This is a genomic window from Pseudoduganella sp. HUAS MS19, assembly GCF_053615455.1.
Genome location: NZ_CM132133.1, coordinates 5,931,714 through 5,957,227, shown reverse-complemented (window position 1 = coordinate 5,957,227; position 25,514 = coordinate 5,931,714). Strand labels below are relative to the sequence as shown.

The following is a 25,514-nucleotide window of genomic DNA, read 5'->3' as shown; positions in this document are numbered from 1 at the left end:
CGCCTCAGGGCCGCCCAGCCGCGCCCGGCACCGGCTGCGCCGGCTTGAACATGCCCTTGATGTCGGGCCGCGTAAGCGGGCTCAGATAGTGCCATACGCCTGCGCCGCTGACGTCGATAAAGTTCGCCTGTTCATGCACATAGCGTGGCCCGGACTGGAAGGCGCGCTGCAACTCGAGCAGGGGCGTGACGCTGCCGAGGACCAGCAGGGCCGCGATGGCGGCGCGCCGCAGTGGCGGCAGCGTGGTTTGCCACGCTTCGATCGTTGCCACCATCAGGATGGCCAGGGCGGGAATGCTGGCACGCATCACCAGGTCGTTGGCGGGACCGAAATGCAGGAAGGGCAGCAGCAGCAGTTCCAGCAAGGCCAGCATCAGCAACGGCGAGCGTTCGCTGCGCGCGAGCACAGCCCACGCCAGCAAGCCCCATTCAAGTACGGAAAACATGATGATGGCGTAGATGGGCGCCGGCGCGGCGCCGCTTGTGTCGGCCTGGGCTACGCCCATGGTCATGTAGCGGACTACCAGCAAGCCGGCTGGCAGCAAGGCCAGCACCGGCAGGCGCAGGCTGTGCAGCGCCAGTTGGCGCCAGCCCAGACCGCGCCACACGCACCAGAGCAGCAAAGGCGCGACGCCCAGCGCGACCAGGGGCGCCCAGAATGCCGTCGCCAGCAATAGCAGCGCCGCTGCCGGGACGGACAAACCGTGCCGGCGGTGGCGCCAGGCCACCAGCGCCAGCAGCCAGCCGGGCAGGCAATGGTTGGGGACCCAGAATAATTGGGTGGTATTGGCACTGTATTGGACTTGGCTGCCATTCATGACCGCCCACCATTCAATATGTGTGCCCGCTTCCAGCTTGAGCGGGCTCGATATCAGCCAGCCGAGAATATCCATGCCGCTAAAGAACACGGCAATCAGCAAGGCCGAGCGCCAGGCGCCAGGCTTGCGCGCCGCGTTGGCGCCCAACAGGAGGAACAGGAACAAGGCCGTGCCAAGTGCCGTCCACAACCAGAGCGCGATGCGGGCGCCCTGCAGGGACGAGAGCTTGCCGACCAGTGCCGGCACCATGTAGTAGCCAAGGGGACAGCGAAGGATCAGTTCGCCGTCCGGCAGCTTGTAGGCCACCGGCCAGGCGCCCACCACCAGGTCGCGCAGCACCGACATGCGCGTCAGCCAGTCGAGGTTAAGGAAAAAGCCGGGCAGCAGCCCGCTCAGGGAGACCCACACGACCGTCACGCCGGCCGCCGCCAGCAGCTCGCGCCGCGACAGCAAGACTGCGCACCGCTGGCGTGTCTGCCAGATGCGGGACAGGGCCGGCAGCAGTGCAAGGCTCAGTGGCAGCGCGTACGGCAAGCGCAGCCAGCCGAGCAGGAAGACCAACAGAGGCAATATCAGATAGGCGACCGCCAGCAGTTCCAGCAGGTCAAGCTCGCGGGCGACTACCGGCGCGCTGGCGCGCTGGAAACGCGCGGCGTGCGCCGTGTCGGTATTGGCTGTTGCAGTATCGCCCATCGAGCATCCACAGTCTGAAATTATTGAGTATTGCACCGACAATTGCCGTGCGTCAAATAATGCGCATGCCCTATGCTTTGCCGCGAAGGTGCGATGCAAGCTCGGTGCGCGCAAGCGGCTGCTTGACCTGGATGCAATGTGGGGTTGTTGCTGCCCGATTGCCGGACTGCTGCGCCGCGGATGCTGTGGCGCGCCACAGCAAAATAGGAAGGCAAGCTTGGGGGAAGGAGGATGGTGCCCGAGGCCGGAATCGAACCGGCACGCCTTGCGGCGGCGGATTTTGAGTCCGCTGCGTCTACCAATTTCACCACTCGGGCCATTAACGCGACACGCATTATTACCGATTTGCCACCTGGCGGCAACCCTGCAGCAAATATTTAAGCTATGGGCCAGGGTGGGCAAATTGGAAAAAATGAGCGCCCGGCCAGCTTTTCAACATTAACAGCCGGGCGTAGGATGGACGAGGACTGAAAGACAGCGGCCACCACAGGACCGCTGCGAGCGAAAGCTTGCGCCCACGGCGCCAGCCTACCGGCTGCGGCGCAGGGCACCAGGTTTGGACAGCCGGCGCAGGTGCACCCCACCCGCCCCGGCCCCGAGCGCCCCGCCCGATACGGGCCAGGGCGCCTTCCGGACCGCCATTCCGCACTGACGGGTAAGCAGGCGGAGACGATGAAACCAGACAATCGAGCGGCCGTGGCGCAGCAAAGCGGTGCGCCACGACGCTTTATTTCAAGGAGCGATGCCATGAAAACCCTGGCAGCCAGTGCTGCCGCACTCGCCTTGTTGTGCAGCGCTTCCGCCCTGGCGGGAGAGGAACTGACGGTGCGCGTTCCGGCGCCCGGCAGCTATACGATGCAGCGTAGTGAGTTCCGCGACTACGCTTACAGCTATGAACTGAGCAACGGTAAAAGCATCCGGCTTTCCCAGTTCAGCAAGCGCTTTTTCGCCCAGCTCGAGGATGAGCCGCGCGCCGAACTGTTCCCGGTGGCGCCGGGCGTGCTGGTGACTGCCGCCGGCGCGCGCCTGGAGTTCAATGGGGATGGATCGGCCCTGGCGATCCGCAATTACGAAAGGCTGGCGATGGCTGCCGCGGCCGGCGGAAGCAACATCACGGTGCTGGCTTCGCGCTGAGGCTTACGCCGCCTGATTCAGGGGCGCCGGGTCGAGGCGCTCCTCGAGCAGGGCGAAGATGGCGTCCTTCGACAGCACATAGCGCTCCATCAGTTCTTCCTTGATGGATTCCATCACCGTGCGGTAATCGCGCATCGCGGCCAGGGTGGTGCTGTACAACTCGTCGGCCTTGGCTTCCACCTGCAGCAAGGTATGTTCGTCGCCGGTCTCGCCGCGCAGCTGGCTGTAATCGAGCTTGGAGCGCGAGTACATCGACAGGCGGTTGACCATCATGTTCAGCATCTTGGTGGCCTTCTCGATATCGTTCTGGCTGCCCACCGAAATGCCGCGCGCGCCATAGAACAATTCTTCCGCCGCCACGCCGCCGTACAATTGCATCACGTCGCGTTCCATTTCTTCCAGCGTGCGCAGCGACATGTCGTCGCCGGCGCTCAGCACATAGCCCAGGGCGTTCATCTTCGACACCGCTTCGGTGGAAATCTTCAGCAGGTGCGATTTTTCCTTCACCTCGGCCAGCGGCATGCCGGCGCGCAGGTAAGGGTCGATCTGCATGAAGAAGTGGCCCAGTTCATGCAAGGCGATACGCTCGCGCTGGCGCGTCTTTTCGGCGGTGGTGGCGCGGTCGGTCAGGCCGATGGTGGCGCGCTCGAAGGCGCGGAACATCAGGTCGGTATTGATGACGCTCTTTTCCTGGATCGAAATCATGGAGGCGCGATCGACCACGGTCTCCAGCAGTGCCGGGCTGAGGTTGGCGGTGATGTCCGCCACCTGGTCCAGGTCCATATCGTTCCAGTCCACCAGCCCGTCCTGCTTGCGCTTCAGGAAGGAGTCCAGCAGCGCGCGGCGCTCGCCCTTGTTGGGCAGGCGGAAATTGATCTTCACGCTGAAACGGCGCAGCATTGCTTCGTCCATCGCGGTCGAGGCATCGTCGAAGTTGGAGGCGACGATCCAGATCACGCCCTGGCCCTGTTCGCTCTTCACGCCATCCAAGAGGCCCAGCAGGGTATTCGCGGTATCGTCTTCCCACTTCTTCTCGCCGCGGCCGCGCGGCATGAACAGGGCTTGCGCCTCGTCCAGGAAGATGATGCAGTTGCCGCGTGCGCAAGCTTTCTTGTACAGCGCATTCAGGGCCTTCGAGCCGCCGCCCACGTACCCCGATTCCAGCGCCGAGCCGGAGGCCTGGATCAGCGGGTAGCCCAGGCGCTTGGCCAGGTAGCCGGCCAGCTTGGTCTTGCCGGTGCCGGCCGGGCCGGTCAGCATCACGTTGAACGGCTTGTCGATATTGTGCTGCTTGTAGACTTCGCGGTTGCGGATCATGTCTTCCAGGTGCAGCACTTCCTGCTTGATGTCTTCCATGCCGATCAGGTCGTCCATCGAGCCTTTCAGCTTGTCCGGCGCGATGACGGCGGCGCTCGGGCCCATGCCGGGAATGCCCCACTTCAGCACGAACAGCAGCAGGCCGATCACGAAGATGTCGAAGGCGTGGCGCTTGAGGAACGCTTGCACGCTGGCCCACTGGCCGCCGTCGTCCAGCAGCACGCCCTTGTGCGCGGCCAGGAAGTCGTCTTTTGCGATGGCGTAGGGGATGTTATTGCGCAGCAGGACTTCGCGCTCCAGGCTCTGGTGCGAGGTGCTGGGCACCACCACCACGTGCAGGGTGGCGTCGTTCTTGAACTTGTAGACATAGCGCGGCGAATCGGCCAGCGGGCGCGCGATCAGCAGATAGTCGAGCTTGTCGCGCTGCGCCACCAGGGCCGTGATTTCCCCGATATTCTGCGAACGTACCACCGGCGCGCTATCCTGCGCCACGTCGCCGCGCAGCAGCGCGAACGCGAGGGCGGCAGTCGCCAGCAGCACCAGGGTGATGCGTACCAATGGGTTCTTGAGGGCGAGTTGGAGCTTGTAGATATTGAACATAGGCCTGGAAATCGCTAGGGTTTCTAGTGGGCCTATGGCCGGCGGCTGATGCCTCGGCTGGCCCCGTGTTGTCGAAAATGCCGCACGGCAACATTCCGCATATGGTGACTATACCGCGTAAACCAAGCTCGCGTTCGCTGCTCCCCAAAAAAACTTTAGTTGCGCAACAGTAAGAGATGGCATTTACTTGCTGGCTTGCCATTGCCCATATTTCTTTTCCAATCTTGCGAACGTGCCGTCCTTGCGCATCGCATCGAGCGCCGCATTCATGCGCTCGACCATCGCGTCCGGCACCGACGGGTTGCAGGCCAGGTAGACCTTGACGTGGTGGAAAGTGAGCACCGGCACGATCTGCTGCGGCACCGAGAACTGGGCCAGCGCGCTCAGGTCGTTGTTGCGCACGCCCACCGCCCACAGGTCGATGCGGTCGAGCAGCAGCTTCTTCGGGTTGGAAGCGTCGACCTGGGCGCCGTCGACCTCGAAGCCGCGGGCGCGCAGGAATTCGTCGCGCGCATCGCCGAGATAGGTGCCGATGCGCAGCTTGCGCGCATCGTCCAGGCTGTGCACCCGGTAATGGCGGCCGGCGCGCCCCATCAGCACCCATTCCGCTTCATCGGTGGGACCGACCCATTTGAACTGCTTTTCCCGTTCCGGGGTGCGCGAGGTGGAATAGACGCAGGTATAGGGATCGCGCTGCGCCATGCTGAAGGCACGCTTCCAGGGCAGCACGTCGATGGTGTAGGCGTAGCCGGTGCGCGCCAGCATTTCGCGGATCTTCTCGCTCTCGCGGCCAAGCACCTGGTTGCCCACACGCATGCTGGCCGGCGGCGAATGCTCGGCCGTGATGACAAGGGGCGGGGCTGCCAGCGCGCCGACGCTGGTAGCCAGCAACATTGCCAGATACGCTACCCCAGATACCATGCCTGCCTCTTTGCTATCGTCTGGCACAGGATAGCAGGGAGGCGGGCCGGCCGACAATCAGTTGGCGGGTGCCGGGCGGCGCTGGAACAGACGGAAACGCTCGCTGCGGTCAGAGGCGCGGCGCCCTTCCCATAGCTGTTTCCACTCTGCACCAGGTTGTTGCTGATAGGCACGAGATTTGATGCTATCTTGCAACAGCATAACGGTGCAGCTGCGCTGTTCGACACCGTTGAAGGGCATCTGGCCGAAGAAGGCGAAGGAGGCCCGTTGGGCCGGGGTGACATTGCTTTTCACACAATCGGTGCCCGGCGGCAGGGCCGCGGCAGCTTCGCGCGCCACCGCGGCGTAGCTCTTGCTGTAGTTCACATGCGGCAGGAACAGGGTCATCAGGAGAATCCAGATCAGGATCAGGCCGCCCGACGAGAGCACCACGGCGCGCCACAGCACGGCCGGGCGGCGCGACAGGCGCCAGTGCACCAGCACGAACCAGCCGGCGGTGGCGCATAGGCCGACCAGCAGCGACAGCCAGCTCACTTCCGGCGTGAAGCCCGGCAGCAGCTTGAGCACATTGTGCGCCGGCTTGGCCGGCCAGCCGGTGAGCTGGGCGTAATAGAAGATCCACAGCACGGCCGCGCACAGGGTCAGCACCATCACGCTGAACCAGTCGATGGCATTGATGGCGCCGCGTTTCATGGTCAGCAGGCCGAAGGCGGCCATGATGGCCAGCGGCGGCAACAGCATCAGCAGGTGGCCTTGCTCGGGCGCAGGGTTGAGCAGCACCAGCAGGGTGGCCGCGGTGACGAAGGTGATCGGCACCACGATATGCAGCAGGTTGCTCTGGCGGCGCCAAGCCCACACGGCCCAGGCGGCAAACGGCCAGGCCGGCCAGAAGAACCAGACGCCGACGCGGAAGAAGGTGCGCAAGCCCTCGACACCGCCGACCGCCAGCTGGGCCTCGTTCCACGCCATCCAGGCCGTCAGGGGCGCCTGGCCATAGGGGCGGGCCAGCAGGGCCGGCACGGCCCACAGTGCGGTCACGCCGGCGGCCACTGCCACGGCAAAGGCCAGGTCGCGCAGGGAGCGCCCGGCCGGCATGGCCAGGAAGCGGGTGCAGGCAAACAGGGCGACGATGAGGGCGGCCGGGACGACCCAGCCGCGGGCCAGGGTCAGCAGGCCCAGCGCCAGGCCGGCCAGGGCGGCATTGCGCAGCGAAGCCAGTTCCATATAGCGCACGCTGCGGTACAGCGTGAGCGCCAGCAGCGACACTTGCAGCGGCTCGGCCGTGGTTTCATGGCTGTGCACCAGCAAGCCCAGGCAGCCGAGGTAGATCAGCACGGCCGCATCGGCCAGGGTGCGGCCGAAATCGTCCGGCTCGGGCTGGCCGCCGAAGGCCAGGCGCAGCGGCTGGGCTTCCGGGCGGCGGCCCAGGTTGAAGGTGGCGTACCAGACGGCCATCACGCCCAGCAGGAATACGCCGAGGGTGGCCACGCGCGCACCCAGCACATCGCCGATGGCCCAGCCGGACAGCTTGATGCCCAGCGCACCGAGCCAGAACGCCAGCGGGCCTTCGCCGGTCACCGACAGGCCGGCGATGTTCGGCCACAGCCAGTCTTGCCAGCTGCCGTGCGCCATGGTCCACATCACGCCGAAGCTGGCCGCATCATCGTTTTTCCATGGCTCGCGCCCGATCAGACCCGGCAGGATGTACAGCAAGCCCAGGGCGAAAAATGCCCAGCGGGGCAGGGTGCGGGTGGCGGCGGCAGGCAGACGGACTGGCTTCATCGGTCAGGGCTTATTCTTTGGAAAGCTGGAGTATGACGGGTAAAAAAGAAAAAAGGCAGCCGCGGCTGCCTTCTTTTTCGCTGCGACGGGAATTAGCCGTTTGCAACTGCGGTCTTGGAACCGACTTTGCCGAACTTCTGGCGGAATTTTTCCACGCGACCGGCGGTGTCGACGATCTTGTGCTGGCCGGTGAAGAATGGGTGCGATTCGGAGGAAACCTCGATCTTCACCAGTGGGTACTCTTTACCTTCGTGGGTCGCGGTGTCGCGGGTCTGGATGGTCGAGCGGGTGATGAACTTGAAGTCGCAGGACACGTCGTGGAACAGGACTTCGCGGTAATCTGGATGGGTATCAGCTTTCATGCTTTTCTCTCAATGTTGGTAGCCAAACAGCACTTCGTCGGTCCTTACTGCCTCTCGACCCGATTGCCGATCACTTGCCAGGGTTTAACGGAACTCGCGATTATACATCATAAAACCGGTAAACCGGGGTCTGACCCGCAGGGTCAGACCCCAGGTGTGCAAAAGCCGCGGGGTTGGGTCCGGGCCTTTGACGTTCGTCGAAAGTCAAAGGCTTAGACCCAACCCCGCGGCTGCCGATTAGACAGGGTCAGACCCTTGGGTCTGACTCTGGTTTACCGGTTTTGGCGGATTAGCCGCCGCGGCGCATCATCTCAAAGAACTCGCCGTTGTTCTTGGTGGCGCGCATCTTGTCGAGGATGAACTCCATCGCCTCGATCTCGTCCATCGAGTACAAGAGCTTGCGCAGGATCCAGATCTTCTGCAGCTGGTCGGCCTTGATCAACAGTTCCTCGCGGCGGGTGCCCGACTTGTTCAGGTTGATCGCAGGATACACACGCTTCTCAGCCAGGCGGCGCTCCAGGTGCACCTCCATATTGCCGGTACCCTTGAATTCTTCGTAAATCACATCGTCCATGCGCGAACCGGTTTCGATCAGCGCGGTGGCGACGATGGTCAGCGAGCCGCCTTCTTCCACATTGCGGGCGGCGCCGAAGAAACGCTTCGGACGCTGCAGCGCGTTGGCATCCACACCGCCGGTCAGCACCTTGCCCGAAGCCGGGATGACGGTGTTGTAGGCGCGCGCCAGGCGGGTGATCGAGTCCAGCAGGATCACCACGTCCTTCTTCATCTCGACCAGGCGCTTGGCTTTTTCCAGCACCATCTCGGCCACCTGCACGTGGCGGGTGGCCGGTTCGTCGAAGGTCGAGGCCACCACTTCGCCGCGCACGGAGCGCTGCATCTCGGTCACTTCCTCCGGACGTTCGTCGATCAGCAGCACGATCAGGGTCACGTCCGGGTGGTTGGTGGTGATGGCGTGCGCGATATGCTGCAGCATCACGGACTTGCCCGACTTCGGCGAAGCCACCAAGAGGCCGCGCTGGCCTTTTCCGATCGGCGCCACCAGGTCGATGATACGGCCGGTGATGTTCTCGGTGCCGGTCATGTCGCGCTCCAGGCGCAGCGGCACGTTCGGGTGCAGCGGCGTCAGGTTCTCAAACAGGATGCGGTGCTTGGACGCCTCCGGCGATTCGCCGTTGACCTTGTCCACCTTCACCAGGGCGAAATAGCGCTCGCCATCCTTCGGGGTACGCACCTCGCCCTCGATCGAGTCGCCGGTGTGCAGGTTGAAGCGGCGGATCTGGGACGGGGAAATGTAAATATCGTCGGTCGACGCCATATACGAGGCGTCCGGCGAGCGCAGGAAGCCAAAGCCGTCAGGCAGTACTTCCAGGGCGCCGTCGCCGAAAATCTGTTCGCCGGCCTTGGCGCGTTTTTTCAGGATCGCGAACATCAGTTCCTGCTTGCGCAGGCGGGCCGCATTATCGATATCGAGGCTGATTGCCATTTCCAGCAAAGCTGAAACGTGCATAGCCTTAAGTTCAGAAAGGTGCATAGCTGTTTGAGTGTCCCGTGACGGGAAAGTAAGGGTAGGGGAGGGAACTACGTGGTCTAAAAGTATTAAGGGAAAGGTTTTTGGGCGCTTTCCCTGCCAATCAGGCGGGCTGCGGGCGCAGCACCGCCTATCTTACATCAAATATTGCTGTCGATGAAAGAGGTCAGTTGACCTTTTGCCATGGCGCCGACTTTTTGTGCCGCTGGCACGCCATTTTTGAACAGGATCAGGGTCGGGATGCCGCGGATGCCGAACTTGCCTGGCACGGCCTGGTTGCTGTCCACGTCCAGCTTGGCGATGGTCAGTTTGCCGTCGTATTCCTTGGCCACTTCTTCCAGGATCGGCGCGATGCTCTTGCAAGGACCGCACCATTCGGCCCAGAAGTCCACCAGCACAGGGCGGTCGGCCTTCAGCACGTCGCTTTCGAAGGATGCATCGGTAATGTGTTTGATCAGGTCGCTCATGTTTTTCCTTAGTTGATGGTTCGCCCGGGAATATCCCTTGCTGTTATCGCCCATCTGGCGACGAACTGCGCTAATTCAATACTGGGAAGTCAAGCGGGAATCAGGGCGGGAATGGCCCAAATAATAACCGATTTTTCCCCCCGTGTACTCCCGCCACCGCCCAGCCCGTGGCAACCTTGGGGTCAGACCCTTTGCTTGCCACGCGTGGCAAGCAAAGGGTCTGACCCCAAGGTTGCCACGGACTCAGGCGGGGCGGCGGGTGGCGGCCTGGCTCAGCAGCTCGGCCAGGGCGGCGGGGGTGGCGGGCTTGGCCAGGGTGCCGAGCAGGGCCAGGCCGTGGGCGCGGGCCAGCGTTTCGGCGGCCTGGCGGATGCCGGCGTCCATGCCGGACAACAGGGCGACGGCGCCGCCGAAGTGGCTGTCGGCGGCCTTGCGCAGGAATTCGATGCCGTCCATCTCGGGCATCGACAGGTCGCACACCAGAAGGTCGGGCCGGTATTGCGGCAGCACCAGCAGGGCCTGCCGGGCGTCGCTCTCGCTGCGCACATTCAACTGGCCGAGGTCTTCCAGCATGTCGGACAGCATGCTCAGCATGAAGGGGTCGTCGTCGACCAGCAGGATGCGCAGCGGGGTGGTGGGGGTCTCAGTCATCGTCGGCAAAGGTGGTGTTGGTCATGATGTGTTCGCTCACCGCGTGCAGCAGGGGCCACAGGCGGTCCAGCACGGCGCGGGCGGCAGTCGCCTCGGCCTCGGGCGCCAGTTGTTCCAGTTGCAGGCATAGCTCGGCCATGCCAAGCGCGCCCACGGCGCGCGCGCTGCTCTTGATGCGGTGGCCCAGCTCGCGCACTTTCTGCAGCTCGCCGGCGGCCAGCGCCGCTTCCATTTCGGTGAAGCCCGCTTCGGTGGTTTGCAGGAACTTGAAGGCGAACTTGCGGATCTTTTGCGGCTGGTAGCCCAGCAGCTGGGCCAGCACCGAGAGGTCGATGATGGCCGGGTCGCCGGCCAGCGTGGGGCGGAAGGCGGCACGCCCGGCGCCGCGCGGCAGGACGGCGTCGTGGGCAGCGGCGCCCGCTTCGCGCTCGGGCAGCCAGCTGGCGATCTTCTGGTACATCAGGGCCGGCTGGATCGGCTTGGCAATGAAGTCGTCCATGCCGGCCTGCAGGCAGCGCTCGCGGTCGTCCTTGGTGGCGGTGGCGGTCATGGCCAGCACCCGGGTGGCAGCCAGGGCGGGATCGGCGCGGATGCGGCGCGTCGCTTCCAGCCCGTCCATCAGCGGCATCTGCACGTCCATCAGCACGCAGTCGAATTCGGCCTGGTGCAACAGGTCGAGCGCTTCGGCGCCGTTGTTGGCCAGGCACACCGAGGAGCCGGCTTCTTCCAGCATCTCCAGGGCGATTTGCTGGTTGAAGGTGTTGTCCTCGACCAGCAGGATGCGGGCATCCTTCAGCGCCTGCATGGCGGCCGTGCTGCGCGCGCTGTCGAGCAGGGCGGCGGCGGCGGCGTTGACTTCGTTGATCACGTCCGGCAGGCCGCGCGGCGACACGCCCAGGCGCGCCGTGAACCAGAAGGTGGCGCCGGCGCCGGGCGCGCTGTGCACGCCCACTTCGCCGCCCATCAACTGCGCCAGCTGCTTGCAGATGGCCAGGCCGAGGCCGGTGCCGCCATACTCGCGCGTGATGGCCGTGTCCGCTTGCTGGAAGGCTTGGAACAGCTTGCCTTGCTCGGCGTCGGACAGGCCGATGCCGTGGTCGCGCACTTCAAAGCGCAGCAGGCAGGCGATATCGTCGGCCAGCAGCTGCTTGACGCTCACTTCGATGCTGCCCTGCTCGGAGAACTTGATCGCGTTGTTGACGTAGTTGATCAGGACCTGGCCCAGGCGCAGCGGGTCGCCGCGCAGCACCGGCGGCAGCGCCGGGTCGATGTCGAACGTCAGGCGCAGGCCGCGGCTGGCCGCTTTCGGCGCCACCACCGTGGTCAGGGTCTGGATCACGTGGTCGAGCGAGAAGTCGACGTCCTCGATTTCCAGCTTGCCCGCTTCGATCTTCGAGATGTCGAGGATGTCGTCGATGATGCGCAGCAGGTGCTCGCCGGCGAAGCGGATCTTTTCCAGGTAGTCGCGCTGGCGCGGTTCCAGCTCGGTTTTCAGCGCCAGGTAGGCCATGCCGATCACGCCGTTCATCGGAGTGCGGATCTCGTGGCTCATCTTGGCCAGGAACTGGCCTTTGGCGGCGCTGGCCTCTTCGGCCTGCTGGCGCGCCTCCTCCAGCTGCGCGGTGCGCTGCGCCACCCGCTCTTCCAGGTGTTCGTTCAGTTCGCGCAGGGCGCGCTCGTTGGCCTTGCTGTCGGAAATGTCGATCGACATGCCGATCAGGTAGGCCGGCGCGCCGTGGGCGTCGTACACCGGCTTCTTGAAGGTGCGCAGCTGGCGCGACTGGCCCAGGGCCGGGTTCCAGATGGTTTCCTCGAAGTCGATCAGGGCGCGCCCGGCAAACGCTTCCAGGTCGCGCGCGCGGAAGGCGGCCGCTTCCTCCGGCGCGTGGAACACGCTGTAGTCGCCATTGTTCAACTCATCGAAGGTGTAGCCGAACTGCTGCTCGCAGGCGCGGTTCATCAGCAGCATGCGGCTGTCCTTGTCCTTGATGAACAGGCCGATCGGCATCATCTGGATGATTTCCTGCAGCCGCTGCTCGCCCTGGCGCAGCGCATCTTCGCTGCGCTTGCGGTAGGTGATGTCGGTCAGGCTGGCCACCAGCATGCTGCCGGGGCCGTGCTCGTCGCGCAGCGGTTCCACATTCACCGACAGCCAGCAGGTGTCGGCGCCGGCGCCGGTGCCGGCGGCAGCGGGCACCCCCATCACCACGTCGCGTACCGGCTGGCCGCTGGCGAGCGCCTGCGCCACCGGGTGTTCCGGCGCACTGAAACGGCGCCCGTCCTCATGCACGCCATCCCACTGGCCGGCGCCGCGCGCGGCGGCGCGCCCCAGCATGCGGCTGGCGGCGGCATTGCATTCGACGATATTGCCGGCCGCATCGAACACCAGCAGGCCGTTGGTGACGGCGTTGAACACGGAAGCGAGGCGCTGGTTGGAATGGCGCAGCGCCAGTTCGGCCAGGCGGCGGTCGCTGATGTCGGTGACCATGGTCAGGGTGCCGGCATAGCTGCCGTTGTCGGCGTTGACGGTGGTGGTCGAGAGCAGGGCCCACAGCGAGGAGCCGTCCTGGCGGTAGAAGCGCCCTTCGGCCGGTTCGGGCGGGGTGGCGGGCAGGCCGCCGTGCTGGCGCTGGGCCTGCAGGGCCGGGCACTCGGGGTCCATGAAGTCGGCCATCGGGTGCCCCAGCATGTGCTCGACTTCGTAGCCCAGCATGCGCGCCATGGTGGGGTTGACGAAGCTGGTGAGGTCGGCGGCGTCGCACATCCAGATGCCTTCGGCCGCGGTCTGCACGATCAGTCGGTAGCGCTCGGAGGATGCCTGCAGCGCTTCCTCGGCCCTCTGGCGCTGGGTCATGTCGCGCAGCGACACCACCACCAGGCCCTGTCCGCCCAGCTGGATCGGCGCCAGGTGCACCATGGCCGGGAAGTGGCTGGCGTCCAGGCGGCGCGCCGTCAGCACCCGGCCCGGCATGCGCGGGCGGGCAAACAGCTCGCGCGGGCGGCCCGGGGTGTCGCGCATCACGTCCGGGATCAGCAGTTCCATCGAGGCACCGGCCAGCGTGCCCGCGTCGGCGGCAAACACCGCGTCGGCCGCCGCGTTGGCCTGGCGCACGCGCCCGCCGCGGTCGGCCACCAGCAGGGCGCCGGGCAGGGCGTCCAGCATGGCCGCCATGCGTGCCAGTTCGGCCGCGCTGCGGTCGGAGATGTCGCCCAGGGTGCCCGACATGCGCAAGGGGCGGCCGGCGGCGTCGCGCGTCAGCACCATGCCGCGCGCCAGCACCCAGGTCCAGCTGCCGTCGCGGCAGGCCATGCGGAATTCCATGGTGAACGGGGTGCGCCCGACTTCCGGGTTGTCCAGTGCGGCGACCTCGCCGGCGATGCGGGCGCGGTCGTCCGGATGCACCAGCTGCAGCCATTGCTCGACATTGGCCGGGCGCAGCTCGCCCGGCGCGTAGCCCAGGATTTCGCAATAGCGCGGCGACAGGTGCAGGGCCGGGCGCTGCGGCTGCCAGTCCCAGGAGCCTTCGCCGGCGCCTTCCAGCGCGAAGCTGGCAATGCGCTCGGCGTCGCCGACCCGCACTTCGGCGCCGCGCAGGGCGCGCGAGACGCGCAGCAGGCGCCACAGGGCGGCGCCGGCCAGCAAGGCCAGCACCACGCCCAGCGCGTAATGCCAGGTCGGGGTGGCGGGCGTATCCTGGAACAGGAAGCCGTCCAGCTTGAAGCCGGGCGGCAGCAGGCCGGCCGCCGCATAGCTGTCGGCAATGCCCTGCCAGCGCAGCGGGTTGCTGTAGCCCAGTTCGATCAGGTGCTGTTCCAGCAGCGGCGCGATCTGGGCCGCCTCCCACAGCAGCTCTTCGCGCGGCCGGCGCTCGGGGTAGCGCGCGCGGATCAGGTCGACGATCTCGTTGGGGTGCTGCAGCGCGTAGCGCCAGCCTTTCAGGGTGGCCGCGCGCAAGGCGCGGGCGCGCGCCGGGTGCTCGCGCAGTTCGCTCTCGGTGGTGTACAGGTTGTCGCCGTAAAAGTCGATGCCGGCGCTGCGCGGGTGCAGGATTTCATAGCGCAGGCCGGAGCGTTCCAGCAGGTACGGGGTGGCCCCCAGGTAGCCCGACATCGCGTCGACGCGGCCGGCCAGCAAGTCTTCCACGCTGCGGCTGCCGGGCAGGATGGCCAGTTGCGCCAGCGGCACTTCCAGCTGGCGCAGGTAGACCCGCAATTCCTCGCTGTCGGGCCCGAGCGCGACGCGGGCGCCGGGCCAGGGCCGGCGCCGGCCCTGCTCGTCGAGCCGCAGCGCCAGCAGCTGGGGCGAATGCTGGAACACCGATGCCAGCAGCACCACCGGCGCGCCGGCGGCACGGTGCAGCAGCAGCGACGCGTTGCCGACGCCGTACTGGGCGCCGCCATCGAGCACATAGCGCAGCGCGTCCTGGCCCGGCTGGGCTTCGCGCAGCGTCACCTCCAGCCCGGCGTCGCGGTAATAGCCCTTGGCCTGGGCCGCGTAATAGCCGGCAAAGGCGAACTGGTGCTGCCGCTTGAGCTGGACGGTCACGGCTTCGGCGGCGGCGCCGGGCAACAGGGGCAGGGCGGCCAGCACCAGTACGAGCGCGCGCAGGCGACGCGCGCGGCGCTGCGCGCGGGCGGGAACAGGCGGGGCGGCTTTCTGGCTCGGTGGCGACAAGGCTTCCCTTTCTGGCCGGCGCCGGGGGGCGCTGGCGTGCGGACAACTATAGCATTGCTCAGGCGGGGACGCTGCCGCCAAATTGGTAGCGATGGCCCGGATGCCACATGGTAGCCAGGGAGGCGATGCGGCCGGCCGACTGGGTCTGGCGTTTCAGCACCAGGCAGGGCTGGCGCGCGTCCATCGCCAGCATGTCCGCCACGTCGCGCGGCGGCACCAGGGCTTCGATGCTGTAGCTGGCCGCCTGCAGCGGCGCCGCCCGCACCAGGTATTCGTTGGGCGTGGTGTGGGTGAAGTCCTGCGCCATGTAGTCCGGGGCGCAGAGCGGGTTGACCCAGCGGTCCTCCACCTGGATCGGCACCCCGCTTTCAAAGTGCACGATGACTGAATGATAAAGTTCGTGGCCGGCTGGCAAGTCGAACGCCTTGGCCAGCAAGTCGCTGGCCTTGCCGCGCTCGAGCAGCTGCAAGGCGCTGCGGTGGGCATGGCCGCGGGCCCGCACTTCGTCGGCAATGCTCTTGATTTCCAGCAGGGTCGCCTGGACTTTTTGCGGCGCGACATAGGTGCCGGCGCCCTGGCGGCGCGTCAGCACGCCGTCCGCCGTCAGTTCGCGCACGGCGCGGTTGACGGTCATGCGCGAGACGCCGAATTGCTTGACCAGGGCCTGCTCGGACGGGATGACTTCGCCTTCCTTCCAGGCGCCGGCGGCAATTTGCGCCAGCAGGAAGTCCTTGATGCGTTGAAAGATGGGGGTGTCGTTTTGTTGGTGTTCTTCCAAGCCGTCCTCCGGATGAGTGCGCCGATTGTAGCATCCGGGAATTCAATAGCAAGCGGCGGAGTGCCGGCCGCCCAACGGCTGCCTAGCATGGTGGCATACTAGCGACTGGAGCTTGCGATGAACCCGATGAAGCCTTATCTGACCGACAACGAGCGCTGGGCCGCCGTGCAGGCGCGCGACAGCGCGGCCGATGGCCAGTTTTATTATTCCGTGCGCACCACCGGCGTATTCTGCCGCCCCTCCTGCGGCGCGCGCCCGGCCCTGCGCGAGAACGTGGCCTTCCACGCTTCCATCGCCGCCGCCGCCGCGGCCGGCTTCCGCCCCTGCAAGCGCTGCAAGCCGGACCAGCCGCCGCTGGCCGAGCGCCACGCCGCCATGGTGGCCGAGGTGTGCCGCCTGATCGACGCTTCCGAGGTGGCGCCCGACCTGGACGCGCTGGCGGCGGCGGGCGGCATGAGCCGCTTCCATTTCCACCGCGTGTTCAAGGCTTGCACCGGGCTTACGCCGAAAGCTTATGCGGCGGCGGCGCGCGCGCGGCGCATGCAGCAGGGACTGGCCGACCAGGCCAGCGTGACCGATGCGATTTACGCCGCCGGCTTCAATTCCAGCGGGCGCTTTTACGCCGCCACGCCGGGCGCGCTGGGCATGACGCCGTCGGCCTGGCGCGCGGGCGGGCGCGGCGCGGTGATCCGCTTTGCCATCGCCCAGTGTTCGCTGGGCGCGATCCTGGTGGCCAGCACCGAACGGGGTATCTGCTGCATCCTGTTGGGCGACGACCCGCAGGCCCTGGCGCATGACCTGCAGGACCGCTTCCCGCAGGCCGAGCTGCGCGGGGCCGAGACCGATTATGAACAGGTGGTGGCGCGCGTGATCGCCTTCGTCGAAGCGCCGCAGATCGGACTGGACTTGCCGCTCGATGTGCGCGGCACGGCTTTCCAGCAGCGCGTCTGGCAAGCCTTGCGCGAGATTCCGGCGGGCGAGACGGTCAGCTATGCCGAACTGGCGCAGCGGGTCGGTGCGCCCAACGGTGCGCGGGCGGTGGCCGGCGCATGTGCGGCCAATGCGATTGCGGTGGCGATTCCCTGCCACCGGGTGGTGCGCAATGATGGTTCGATTTCAGGCTATCGCTGGGGCGTTGAACGCAAGGCGGCGTTGCTGGAGCGCGAAGCGGAAGTGGTTGCCGAGGCTGCGGCATGATGGGCGAGCTGTTTGCGCCGCCGCCGGCGGCCGGCTCGCACGCGGCGTTCGATTGGCCGCGCATTGCCTCGGACCTGGATGAATTTGGCTGTGCGCTGGTGCGGGGCGTTCTGTCGCCTGCGCGATGTTCTGGTTTGGCGGCGGGCTATATCGATCCGGAACTCTTTCGCAGCCGGGTGGTCATGCAGCGCCATGGGTTCGGCAAGGGGGAATATCAGTACTTTCGTTACCCCTTGCCTGGCTTGATCGCGGAATTGCGCGCGTCGATGTTTCCGCCGCTGGCGTCGATCGCTAATCGCTGGTACGCGGCTATGGGTCTGGCGCCGCGATTTCCGGATGATCATGCGGACTTTATCGCGCGCTGCCATGCGGCGGGGCAGTTGCGGCCGACGCCTTTGCTGCTGCAGTACGGCGCCGGGGATTACAACTGCCTGCACCAGGATTTGTACGGCGAGCATGTGTTTCCTTTGCAGGCGGCTTTCCTGCTGTCGCAACCGGGGCGCGATTTCGAGGGAGGTGAATTCGTACTCACCGAACAGCGCCCGCGCATGCAGTCGCGCGTGGAAGTCGTGCCTTTGCAGCAGGGCGATTGCGTGATTTTCCCCGTTTTCCACCGGCCTGTTGCGGGCACGCGCGGCACTTACCGCGTCAACATGCGCCACGGCGTCAGCCGCCTGCGCAGCGGCCACCGCCACACGCTCGGCATCATTTTCCACGACGCACTGTAACAGCACGGCGGACGAAGGGTTTAGATTCGGGGGACTGCACCAGTTGTCTGCAATGGCTGCTGAAATGGTCTGAACGTTGATTTCCCTCCCGTGTCAAGGACGTCTATGGGCGCGATCTGTGGTTGCGCTTGCCTGGGGCAGCGCTATTGTTGCTGCTTACGGGAGTTCTCCTGCGGAATGTGGATCGATGGAGTACGGGTGATGCGCATCAAGGAATCCCGGCTGAGCCCGCACGCGTTCGATCCACGCGCAAACGTGGGGAAATTCGCTCAAGGGCAAGCCAGCCTCGTCCGCGCGATGGGTGTAGGCAAACAGCGAAATATCCGCAATGGTGTAAGTATCGCCAGCGATGAAGGGCCGCGCCGCCAGCTCCCGTTCCAGTATCTGCAGCGCGCGCAAGCCGCCCGCGCGCCGCATGTCGACCAGCGCCGCCGGGCGGCGCGCCAGCTTGCCCGTCATGGTCCAATGGCGCAGCGAAGCGATGTTCAGCACATAGTCCTGCTCAAACGACATCCACTGCTGCACCTTGGCCGCCGCAAACGCATCGGCAGGCAAATACCGCGTGCCCGAAGCCAGATAGGTGAGGATGGCATTCGACTCCGCCAGCACCCGCCCGTCTTCGAGGCGCAAAGCCGGCACCGCACCGGTGGGATTGAGCGCAAGGTAGGAAGGCTCCTGCCCGGCACCCTCGAAGATGCTGACCATTTCGCAGCGATAAGGCTGGCCGAGCTGTGACAGCAGCAGGCGGACTTTGTAGGCGTTCTGCGAGGGCAGGTAATCGAAAAGCGTCAGCATGTTCAAGGCTCCGTGGTGCAAAGCGTCATTGGAGCAGTGTCCGAAGCGCGCTACACTCTGGATCTTGCTTTCAATTTCGAAAGGACCGGATCCATGTACTTCCGCCGCACCTTGCTGGCTGTCGCCGCGCTGGCAACCGCCACTGCCGCCAACGCCGGCACCATGATCGATAACGCCAACGGCTACACGCTGAATGCCAAGGGCAAGCTGGTGCAGTTCAAGGCGCTGGCCTTCGACGACAGCGGCAAGCTGCTTGCCGTCGGCAGCACGCGCGCAGTGGCGGCCAGGGCCAAAGGCTTCAGGCGCATCGACGTGCAGGGCAGGACCGTGCTGCCAGGCCTGATCGATGCCCACGGCCACGTGTTCGGCCTGGGCGAAGTGGCAACCAGCGCCGACTTGTACAGCCCCGCGTCGCTGCAGGCCGCGCAGGCTTCGGTCGCCAAGTTCGCGCAAGCGAACCCGCAGCGCAAATGGGTGATCGGCAAGGGCTGGAACCAGGAAATCTGGAAGCTTGGGCGCTTCCCCAGCGTGGCGGAACTGGATGCGGTGGTCAGCGACCGTCCCGCCGCCATGGAGCGCATCGACGGCCACGCCATGTGGGTCAACACGAAGGCGCTGGAAGCGGCCGGCATCACGAAAGAGACCAAGGACCCCGAAGGCGGAAAAATCGAGCGCGACGCCAATGGCAACGCCACCGGCATCCTGGTCGACACCGCTATGGAGCTGGTCTACAAGGTGCTGCCGAAACCGACCGAGGCCGAAGCGCGCGCCATGCTCGACGGCGCACTGGGCATCCTGTCCAGCGTCGGCCTGACCAGCGTGCACGATGCCGGCATCGATGTCGGCGCCGACCGCCTGTTTCGCGAGTACGCCGGCCAGGGCAAGCTGTCGACCCGGGTCTACGCCATGATCGGCGACGTCGGCGCCGACTTCGAGCAACTGTCGAAGAACGGGCCGCTGCCATCCTACGCCGATGGGCGTTACGCGCTGGCCGCCGTCAAGCTGTATTCCGACGGCGCGCTGGGCAGCCGCGGCGCCGCCCTGCTGCATCCCTACAGCGACGCGCCGCACACGCGCGGCCTGCTGTTCAACAGCGACGCCGCCATCCATGCCAAGATGGAAAAGGCCATGCAGGCCGGCTACCAGGTCAATGTGCACGCCATCGGCGACGCCGGCAACAAGCAGGTCCTCGACAGCTTCCAGCAGCTCGGCAAACAGTACCCGTTGGCCGCCATGCGGCATCGCATCGAACACGCGCAGGTGGTGCAGCCGGCCGATATCCCGCGCTTCAGGCAGCTTGCCATCGTGCCATCGATGCAGCCGACCCACGCCACCTCCGACCAGAACATGGCGGAGCAGCGCGTCGGCCCCGAGCGCATCAAGGGCGCCTACGCCTGGCACACTTTCTTGAAGCAGGGCAGCCGCATCGCCTGCGGCTCCGACTTTCCGATCGAGTCGCCCAACCCCATGCAGGGCATCCACGCCGCCGTCACGCGCCAGGACATGCGCCATGTGCCGAAAGGCGGCTGGCGCAAGGAACAGGCCATGACGCTGGCCCAAGCCTTCCGCTGCTTCACGCTGGATGCGGCCTGGGCGGCGCACCAGGAGCAATCGGTCGGCTCGCTGGAGAAGGGCAAGCGGGCCGATTTCATCATCACCGACCGCGACCTGTTCCAGGTGCCGGCCGAAGAGATCGGCAAGATCGTCGTGCTGGAAACCTGGGTCGGTGGCCAGCAGGTGTTCCGCAAATGATCACACCTGCGTGAAGATGACTCCCGCCACAATCAGCAAGGCCCCCGCCCAGAAGCGGGGGTGGAGGCGTTCGCCGAACAGGTGGCGGCTGGCGAGCGGGACCAGCAAGTATGCGCCGCCGGCAAACGGGATCAACTGGGACAGCGGCAGGGTGCGCAGGGCCAGTACCACCAGGCCGAACGAAACCAACTGCAGGCAGCCGGCGCCAGCCAGGTGAGCCAGGCGGCGCAGGCGCTGGCCGGGCAGGGCGGCAGACTTCATGCACAGTTGCGAGGCGCTGCCGCTAACCACCGAGGCCAGGCAGAGGCCCAGTTCTAGCGGGCTCATCGTGCCGACGCGCCGCGGCTGGTCAGCAGCACGCCGGCCAGGATGAAGGCGATGCCGAGCGCGTAGCGCGCATTCAGCACTTCGGCGAACAGCCAGGCGCCGGCCAGCGGCGTGAGCACGTAGACCAGGGCCGTCCACGGATAGGCAACCGATAGCGGCAGCTGGCGCAGGGCCAGGAGCCAGCAGCAGATGCCGCCGCCGGAGGCGCCAATGGCGGCCCACAACCAGGGATTGGCCGCGAAGCCGGCAAGCGCGCCCGGATGCGCGGCCGAGAACAGGCCCGCGAACTTGAGAAAGACCTGGGACGCGGTCATGCAGACGATCATGCCCGCCAACCAAACGATGCTACTGCGATGGGCCACGATGCCGTCCACTCAGCGCGGCTTGAAGCCGACGGCCAGCATATTGCCGACGTTCAGGGCAAGCGTGCGCTCTGCCAGCCCAAGCCGTTCAAACAGGCGCAGCAGCGCGCCCTTGACGCCGGCCGGCAGGGGCGTCAGGCGCAGCCAGTAGCGCAGCGGGTAAGCGTTGCGGATCGGCTGGAGCGCGATGCGCTCGAAGCCGGCGCGTTCGAGTAGCGTGCGCAGCGCGCGCGGGCTGAACAGCTGCAGGTGCTCGACGTCGATGATGGGCGAGCGCAGGCCAAGCAGGCGATTGAGCGGGGCGCGCCAGTCGTGCACCACCACCGCGATGGCGCCACCGGGCTGCAGCAAGCCCTGCGCGGTGCCGACGAACTGGCCCGGATCGGGCAAGTGCTCGAGCGTCATGAAGGAGGTGATCAGGGATAGTGGGACGCTTTCCAGCATCGCGGCCGAGAACATGCCCTCCCTGAGCAGCGGCCGCACCGCCGGCGGCGCGGCATCGATAGCCGCGCGCGACGGCTCGATGCCGATCACCGGTGCAAAGCCCTGCCCCTGCAGGAAGGGCAGCAGCGGCCCGCTGCCGGCGCCGACATCGACCGCGCCATGGCGCTGCGCCAGGCCGGACAAATGGGCCTGCAGCGCCTGCGCATAAGTCTGGGCAGCGGCCAGGGCTTCGGGGCCGGAATCGAAGTCGGCTTCGCTGTAGGCCGCCTGCAGGAAGTCTTCAGCCGGCGGGCTGGGCGCGTAAACCAGGTCGCAGCTCAGGCAGCGCACCAGGCGCAGGCACATGAATTCCGGCGGCTTGCGCGAGGCGTAGGTCAGGGCGCCGACGCGCGCCGGGTCGATGCGTTCGGCGGCGAACGGGGCGTAGCTGCGGCCGTGGCAGACCGGGCAGGCGCGTTCGGCGCTCATCGCTGGCTCCGCGGGTCGGCCGGGCGGATGGTGCCGCGCACGGTCAGGCTGCGGCGGATGAACGCCGGGCGCGCCTTGGTTTCTTCGAAGATCTTGCCGATGTATTCACCCAGCAGGCCAATGCCGAGCAGGGTGAAGGAGCCAAAGAACATCACCAGCAGCGACAGGAAGGTGACGCCGCGCGGTACCTGGTCGGCGTCGACAATGCGCACCAGAATGGTGAAGATGGCCAACAGCACCGTGCCGAAGCTGGCCAGGCCGCCGACTGCGGTCAGCAGGTGCAGCGGCATGCGCGAGAAGGAAAAGATGCCCTTCTTGGCCCAGCCGATATTCTTGATCCAGTTGTTGGTGCTGACGCCGAACATGCGCTCAGGCCGCACATAGTCGACGCCTTCCTGGCGGAAGCCGACATAGGCGCGTAACCCGCGCAGGAAGGAGTCGCGCTCTTGGCATTGCAGCAGCCAGTACACCACGCTGCGGTCGATCAGGGAAAAGTCACCCGCATCTTTCGGCACCGGCACTTCGCTCATCATGGCAAACAGGCGGTAGAAGGCGCGGTAGCACGCTTCCACCAGTACCGGCATCTCGCGCTTGATGCGGCGGCCGTAGACCACGTCGGCCCCGGCGCGCCAGCGTTCGACAAAGGCTTCGATCAGTTCCGGCGGGTCTTGCAGATCGCCGTCCATCAGCACCACGGCCTCCTTGCTGGCAATGCCCATGCCGCTGCGGAAGGCGGCCTGCGAGCCGAAGTTGCGCGAGTGGTTGATGCCGATCACGTGCGGGTCGCTCGCGCTGATTTCGCGGATCACTTCGGCCGAATCGTCGGGCGAGTTGTCGTTGACGAAGATGATTTCGTAATCGAGCCCCAGGCGCTGGAACACTGCCACCAGGCGCTGGTGCATGATGGGGATGGCCTGGCCGTCGCGGTAGCAGGCGATGACAGCGGAGATCGAGTTCTTTTCCTGGCGCGACTGGGTGCGCTTGGTCAGGCGCTGGAAGTCGGCGTGCTCGAGATGGCCGCGCCACCAGTCGCGCGTGCGGCGCAGGCCGTCGGCCAGGTCGATCCCGGCGCGCCAGCCCAGCTGGCGCCTGGCCTTGTCGCCGTCGGCGTACCAGTTGTCGGTATCCCAGGCCCGCCCGGCAGCCGGGTTGAAGCGCGGTTCGGCCTGCAGCCCGAACGAGCCGATGGCGATGCCGGCCAGCTCGGCCAGGGTGGTGGGCCGGCCACTGCCGATGTTGAACGATTCGCCCGCCAACTCCGGCCCCATCAGGCGCGCCGCGTCGGCAAAGGCTTCCACCACATCGTCCACGTGCACGAAGTCGCGGCTCACTTCGGCGCGCGCCAGCATGGGCAGCTCACCGCGCAGGCTCGCTTCGCACAATACCGGAATCAGGCGCGAACTGTCCTCATAGGGCCCGTACACCGAATACAGGCGCAGGTTTGTCACCGGTACGCCGCGCATCTTGCCGAAATAGGAGATGGCGGCGCTGGCGGCGACCTTGCTTACCGCATAATGGCTGTTGGGCAGCGGGGCCGCATCTTCCGTCGGCGCGGCCGAATTGAGACCGTACTCGGAGGAACTGCCGGCGTGAACAAAGGCCGCCAGTTCCATGTCCGCCACTTCCTCCATCAGGCGGATGAAGCTCATATAGTTGGTCGCGTGCACCCGCTCGTAATCCTGCTCGAAGGAGTAGGCGCCAAAGGAGGAGCAGTCGAAGACGGTGCGCGGCGCCACGCGATGCAGCACGGAGCGTACGCTGACCGGGTCCTGCAGATTGAGGAAGGCAATGTTGGCCGAAGGTACGTCGTTGAGGCGCCAGGTATCGCCGGAAAACACTGTGCCGGTGACGTCGCTGCGCACTGCCAGCAGGTGGCGCAGCAGGTTGGCGCCAATGAAACCGCTGGCGCCCAGCACCAGCACGGGTCCGGTGAGATTTTTTAGCTTGTCTTCTAGATTCATGTTCTCAATCGGTGACCATACTGCGGATGGATGGCGCGTCGAGCCCGCATTGGGCGCGGTGGAAGGCCTGCGAGCCATAGCGCCCGCCAGGATAGCCGAGCGCCGGCCGGTGCACCAAGCGCGCGGCCGCTAGCCCGCGCGCGGCCAGGGCCAGGGCCAGGTGCATGCCAAGCCCGCCCTGGGCCACATGTTCTTCCAGTATGTACAAAGGCTGGCCTGCTACCTGCTGCAGGAATTCCTGCGGGATAGCCGCTTCGTTGAATTCGCACACCGCCCAGACGGCCGGCCGCGCCTCGGGGGCCACCTCGGCCAGGGCTTGCCAGGCCACGCCCGCCAACGGTCCCAGGGCCGCAATGGCGCCGCGCTTGCCGGGCAAGACCTGGCGCCAGGGCGCATATGCCTGCACGCTGTGGCCGGTCGGCCGGGCGTCGTAGCCCAGGCGCAGGTAGGTCGGCTTTTCAAGTTGCGGCAGCAGGGCGGCAAGGTCGTCGTCGAAGGCCGGCACCAGCACGCGCACCCCGAGCGCATTCATCGCGGCGCAGTCTTCCAGCGCATGGTGGGTCGGCCCCATATGGCCGTAGGCATAGCCGCCGCCATTGCCTACCAGGCATACCGGCAAGCTGCCCAGGCACAGGTCATTGCGGATCTGCTCGAAGGGACGGGCGTAGCAAAACGGCGCGATGCTGTAGACGATCACGCGCAGCGATTCGCGCGCCAGACCGGCCGCGACGCCGACCATGTTTTGTTCGGCTACGCCGGCATTGACGAAACGCGGGCCGAACGCGGCCTGGACTTCTTCCAGGGCCATGAAGCCCAGGTCGCCGGTCAGGAAGAACCAGTCGTCGCGGTTGCATTGCGCCAGGACGGCCTCGGCAAAGGCCTTTCTCATTGCATGCCCTCCTGCTCGATGGCGCTGCGGGCGGCTTCGTAATGGGCGGCCGACAGGGGCAGGTAGTGCGACTCGAGCATGCCTTCGAAATGCAGGCCGCGCCCTTTGACGGTCCTGAGCGTGATCACCCGCGGCGCGCCGGCGGCCGGCGTCGCCAGTGCGCTGCAGATGGCAGCGGGATCATGGCCGTCGATATGCTGGACCTGGGCGCCAAAGGCGGCAAAGCGGGGCGTGAGGTCGGCGCAGGACATCACATCGGCGGTGCTGCCGAAACCTTGCAGGCCGTTCTGGTCGACCAGGATGGTGAGGTTGTCGAGGCGCTGGTGAATGGCGAAATTGAGCGCCTCCCAGCAGCTGCCTTCCTGCCACTCGCCGTCGGAGCACAGGCAATACACCTGGCGCCCGCTGCCCTGGTGCCGTGCGGCCAGCGCCAGTCCGGCCGCCAGCGAGGGACCATGGCCGAGCGAGCCGGTGGCGAACATCAGTCCGGGAATGGCCGCGCCGCTGGGATGGCCGGGCAGCAGGGTGTCGTCGCGCGCGAACGTGGCCAGTTCCTGCTCGGACAGCTTGCCCAGGCTCCACAGTGTGGCGTAGAGCGCGCCGGCCGAATGGCCTTTGGAGAGCACGAAGCGGTCTGCCGGGCCCATTACCTGGTGGTGCAGCGTCATCAACGCGTCGATGCACGAGAAATTGCCGCCGATATGGCCGCAGTTCGCGTCCCGGTGCATTTGCAGCAACCGTAGCTTGGTCAGGCGCAGGAGGTCCCGGAAATTCTGTTCAGGCGTTGCCATTATTCAATTTGTTTTGTTTTGATTGCCATCCATTACGGCATGATTCATTGCGGC

Annotated in this window: 21 protein-coding genes and 1 tRNA gene; 4 read left to right on the top strand and 18 right to left on the bottom strand. The window is 66.1% G+C overall.

The window, feature by feature from the left end:
• Positions 1-4 precede the first annotated feature (4 nt).
• Both ACWBU6_RS27265 and ACWBU6_RS27260 read right to left on the bottom strand, forming a co-directional pair.
• Positions 5-1,510, bottom strand: coding sequence for a hypothetical protein (locus ACWBU6_RS27265; RefSeq protein WP_452646455.1), 1,506 nt, complete (start codon positions 1,508-1,510; stop codon positions 5-7).
• 232 nt (positions 1,511-1,742) lie between these two features.
• Positions 1,743-1,827, bottom strand: a tRNA-Leu gene (locus tag ACWBU6_RS27260).
• Between the two features lie 430 nt (positions 1,828-2,257).
• Between ACWBU6_RS27260 and ACWBU6_RS27255 the strand changes: the two genes are divergently transcribed.
• Positions 2,258-2,644: a hypothetical protein gene (locus tag ACWBU6_RS27255; protein WP_452646454.1), complete on the top strand. Its 387-nt coding sequence runs from the start codon at positions 2,258-2,260 to the stop codon at positions 2,642-2,644.
• 3 nt (positions 2,645-2,647) lie between these two features.
• Here ACWBU6_RS27255 and ACWBU6_RS27250 read toward each other — a convergent pair whose 3' ends face one another.
• From ACWBU6_RS27250 to hutC, 9 genes are all read right to left on the bottom strand, one after another.
• Positions 2,648-4,561 carry an AAA family ATPase gene (locus ACWBU6_RS27250; protein WP_452646453.1) on the bottom strand — a complete coding sequence of 638 codons (1,914 nt, stop codon included), beginning with the start codon at positions 4,559-4,561 and terminating at the stop codon, positions 2,648-2,650.
• A 183-nt stretch (positions 4,562-4,744) separates the two neighbouring features.
• Positions 4,745-5,482, bottom strand: coding sequence for a substrate-binding periplasmic protein (locus tag ACWBU6_RS27245; RefSeq protein WP_452646452.1), 738 nt, complete (start codon positions 5,480-5,482; stop codon positions 4,745-4,747).
• Between the two features lie 57 nt (positions 5,483-5,539).
• A complete protein-coding gene (locus ACWBU6_RS27240) occupies positions 5,540-7,264 on the bottom strand; it encodes an ArnT family glycosyltransferase (RefSeq protein ID WP_452646451.1) in 1,725 nt (574 codons plus the stop codon).
• Between the two features lie 92 nt (positions 7,265-7,356).
• Entirely contained in the window at positions 7,357-7,626 is a 270-nt protein-coding gene (locus ACWBU6_RS27235; protein WP_130310288.1) for a type B 50S ribosomal protein L31, read from the bottom strand.
• Between the two features lie 289 nt (positions 7,627-7,915).
• Complete coding sequence (gene rho, locus ACWBU6_RS27230; RefSeq protein WP_130310289.1) at positions 7,916-9,178, bottom strand: transcription termination factor Rho; 1,263 nt, start codon at positions 9,176-9,178, stop codon at positions 7,916-7,918.
• Between the two features lie 137 nt (positions 9,179-9,315).
• Positions 9,316-9,642, bottom strand: coding sequence for a thioredoxin TrxA (gene trxA, locus ACWBU6_RS27225; protein WP_057260987.1), 327 nt, complete (start codon positions 9,640-9,642; stop codon positions 9,316-9,318).
• Positions 9,643-9,885: 243 nt separating this feature from the next.
• Positions 9,886-10,293 (bottom strand): response regulator, encoded by a 408-nt coding sequence (locus ACWBU6_RS27220; RefSeq protein ID WP_452646450.1) that lies wholly within the window; start codon positions 10,291-10,293, stop codon positions 9,886-9,888.
• Positions 10,286-14,968 (bottom strand): PAS domain S-box protein, encoded by a 4,683-nt coding sequence (locus tag ACWBU6_RS27215; RefSeq protein WP_452646449.1) that lies wholly within the window; start codon positions 14,966-14,968, stop codon positions 10,286-10,288. The genes ACWBU6_RS27220 and ACWBU6_RS27215 overlap by 8 nt, the downstream gene beginning before the upstream one ends.
• 58 nt (positions 14,969-15,026) lie before the next feature.
• A complete protein-coding gene (hutC, locus tag ACWBU6_RS27210; protein ID WP_452646448.1) occupies positions 15,027-15,746 on the bottom strand; it encodes a histidine utilization repressor in 720 nt (239 codons plus the stop codon).
• 117 nt (positions 15,747-15,863) lie between these two features.
• On the opposite strand from hutC, the gene ada reads away from it, so the two are divergent.
• Together ada and ACWBU6_RS27200 are read left to right on the top strand one after the other, a co-directional pair.
• Positions 15,864-16,943, top strand: coding sequence for a bifunctional DNA-binding transcriptional regulator/O6-methylguanine-DNA methyltransferase Ada (ada, locus tag ACWBU6_RS27205; protein ID WP_452646447.1), 1,080 nt, complete (start codon positions 15,864-15,866; stop codon positions 16,941-16,943).
• On the top strand, positions 16,943-17,671 hold the full coding sequence (locus ACWBU6_RS27200; RefSeq protein ID WP_452649624.1) for a 2OG-Fe(II) oxygenase: 729 nt from the start codon (positions 16,943-16,945) through the stop codon (positions 17,669-17,671). Before ada ends, ACWBU6_RS27200 begins: the two co-directional genes overlap by 1 nt.
• 156 nt (positions 17,672-17,827) lie before the next feature.
• Here ACWBU6_RS27200 and ACWBU6_RS27195 read toward each other — a convergent pair whose 3' ends face one another.
• A complete protein-coding gene (locus ACWBU6_RS27195; RefSeq protein WP_452646446.1) occupies positions 17,828-18,466 on the bottom strand; it encodes a glutathione S-transferase family protein in 639 nt (212 codons plus the stop codon).
• Between the two features lie 93 nt (positions 18,467-18,559).
• Between ACWBU6_RS27195 and ACWBU6_RS27190 the strand changes: the two genes are divergently transcribed.
• The gene (locus ACWBU6_RS27190; RefSeq protein ID WP_452646445.1) at positions 18,560-20,218 is read left to right on the top strand and encodes an amidohydrolase; all 1,659 of its coding nucleotides are present in this window, start codon (positions 18,560-18,562) and stop codon (positions 20,216-20,218) included.
• Here ACWBU6_RS27190 and ACWBU6_RS27185 read toward each other — a convergent pair whose 3' ends face one another.
• From ACWBU6_RS27185 to ACWBU6_RS27160, 6 genes are read right to left on the bottom strand one after another with little or no spacing between them, the layout of a single operon-like run.
• Positions 20,219-20,545, bottom strand: a complete 327-nt coding sequence (locus tag ACWBU6_RS27185) for a hypothetical protein (RefSeq protein WP_452646444.1) — start codon at positions 20,543-20,545, stop codon at positions 20,219-20,221.
• A complete protein-coding gene (locus tag ACWBU6_RS27180; protein ID WP_452646443.1) occupies positions 20,542-20,907 on the bottom strand; it encodes a DMT family transporter in 366 nt (121 codons plus the stop codon). Before ACWBU6_RS27180 ends, ACWBU6_RS27185 begins: the two co-directional genes overlap by 4 nt.
• A gap of 12 nt (positions 20,908-20,919) precedes the next feature.
• Positions 20,920-21,819, bottom strand: coding sequence for a class I SAM-dependent methyltransferase (locus ACWBU6_RS27175; RefSeq protein ID WP_452646442.1), 900 nt, complete (start codon positions 21,817-21,819; stop codon positions 20,920-20,922).
• A complete protein-coding gene (locus tag ACWBU6_RS27170) occupies positions 21,816-23,780 on the bottom strand; it encodes an NAD-dependent epimerase/dehydratase family protein (protein ID WP_452646441.1) in 1,965 nt (654 codons plus the stop codon). The genes ACWBU6_RS27175 and ACWBU6_RS27170 overlap by 4 nt, the downstream gene beginning before the upstream one ends.
• A 4-nt stretch (positions 23,781-23,784) precedes the next feature.
• Entirely contained in the window at positions 23,785-24,669 is an 885-nt protein-coding gene (locus tag ACWBU6_RS27165) for a transketolase family protein (RefSeq protein ID WP_452646440.1), read from the bottom strand.
• Positions 24,666-25,460 (bottom strand): 1-deoxy-D-xylulose-5-phosphate synthase N-terminal domain-containing protein, encoded by a 795-nt coding sequence (locus ACWBU6_RS27160; protein WP_452646439.1) that lies wholly within the window; start codon positions 25,458-25,460, stop codon positions 24,666-24,668. The genes ACWBU6_RS27165 and ACWBU6_RS27160 overlap by 4 nt, the downstream gene beginning before the upstream one ends.
• Between the last annotated feature and the right edge of the window lie 54 nt (positions 25,461-25,514).

Bases quoted from the DNA above. Each gene is read 5' to 3' on its own strand.
- ACWBU6_RS27265 (WP_452646455.1), bottom strand. From the start codon at position 1,510: ATGGGCGATACTGCAACAGCCAATACCGACACGGCGCACGCCGCGCGT.
- ACWBU6_RS27255 (WP_452646454.1), top strand. From the start codon at position 2,258: ATGAAAACCCTGGCAGCCAGTGCTGCCGCACTCGCCTTGTTGTGCAGC.
- ACWBU6_RS27250 (WP_452646453.1), bottom strand. From the start codon at position 4,561: ATGTTCAATATCTACAAGCTCCAACTCGCCCTCAAGAACCCATTGGTA.
- ACWBU6_RS27245 (WP_452646452.1), bottom strand. From the start codon at position 5,482: ATGGTATCTGGGGTAGCGTATCTGGCAATGTTGCTGGCTACCAGCGTC.
- ACWBU6_RS27240 (WP_452646451.1), bottom strand. From the start codon at position 7,264: ATGAAGCCAGTCCGTCTGCCTGCCGCCGCCACCCGCACCCTGCCCCGC.
- ACWBU6_RS27235 (WP_130310288.1), bottom strand. From the start codon at position 7,626: ATGAAAGCTGATACCCATCCAGATTACCGCGAAGTCCTGTTCCACGAC.
- rho (WP_130310289.1), bottom strand. From the start codon at position 9,178: ATGCACCTTTCTGAACTTAAGGCTATGCACGTTTCAGCTTTGCTGGAA.
- trxA (WP_057260987.1), bottom strand. From the start codon at position 9,642: ATGAGCGACCTGATCAAACACATTACCGATGCATCCTTCGAAAGCGAC.
- ACWBU6_RS27220 (WP_452646450.1), bottom strand. From the start codon at position 10,293: ATGACTGAGACCCCCACCACCCCGCTGCGCATCCTGCTGGTCGACGAC.
- ada (WP_452646447.1), top strand. From the start codon at position 15,864: ATGAACCCGATGAAGCCTTATCTGACCGACAACGAGCGCTGGGCCGCC.
- ACWBU6_RS27200 (WP_452649624.1), top strand. From the start codon at position 16,943: ATGGGCGAGCTGTTTGCGCCGCCGCCGGCGGCCGGCTCGCACGCGGCG.
- ACWBU6_RS27195 (WP_452646446.1), bottom strand. From the start codon at position 18,466: ATGCTGACGCTTTTCGATTACCTGCCCTCGCAGAACGCCTACAAAGTC.
- ACWBU6_RS27190 (WP_452646445.1), top strand. From the start codon at position 18,560: ATGTACTTCCGCCGCACCTTGCTGGCTGTCGCCGCGCTGGCAACCGCC.
- ACWBU6_RS27185 (WP_452646444.1), bottom strand. From the start codon at position 20,545: ATGAGCCCGCTAGAACTGGGCCTCTGCCTGGCCTCGGTGGTTAGCGGC.
- ACWBU6_RS27175 (WP_452646442.1), bottom strand. From the start codon at position 21,819: ATGAGCGCCGAACGCGCCTGCCCGGTCTGCCACGGCCGCAGCTACGCC.
- ACWBU6_RS27170 (WP_452646441.1), bottom strand. From the start codon at position 23,780: ATGAATCTAGAAGACAAGCTAAAAAATCTCACCGGACCCGTGCTGGTG.
- ACWBU6_RS27165 (WP_452646440.1), bottom strand. From the start codon at position 24,669: ATGAGAAAGGCCTTTGCCGAGGCCGTCCTGGCGCAATGCAACCGCGAC.
- ACWBU6_RS27160 (WP_452646439.1), bottom strand. From the start codon at position 25,460: ATGGCAACGCCTGAACAGAATTTCCGGGACCTCCTGCGCCTGACCAAG.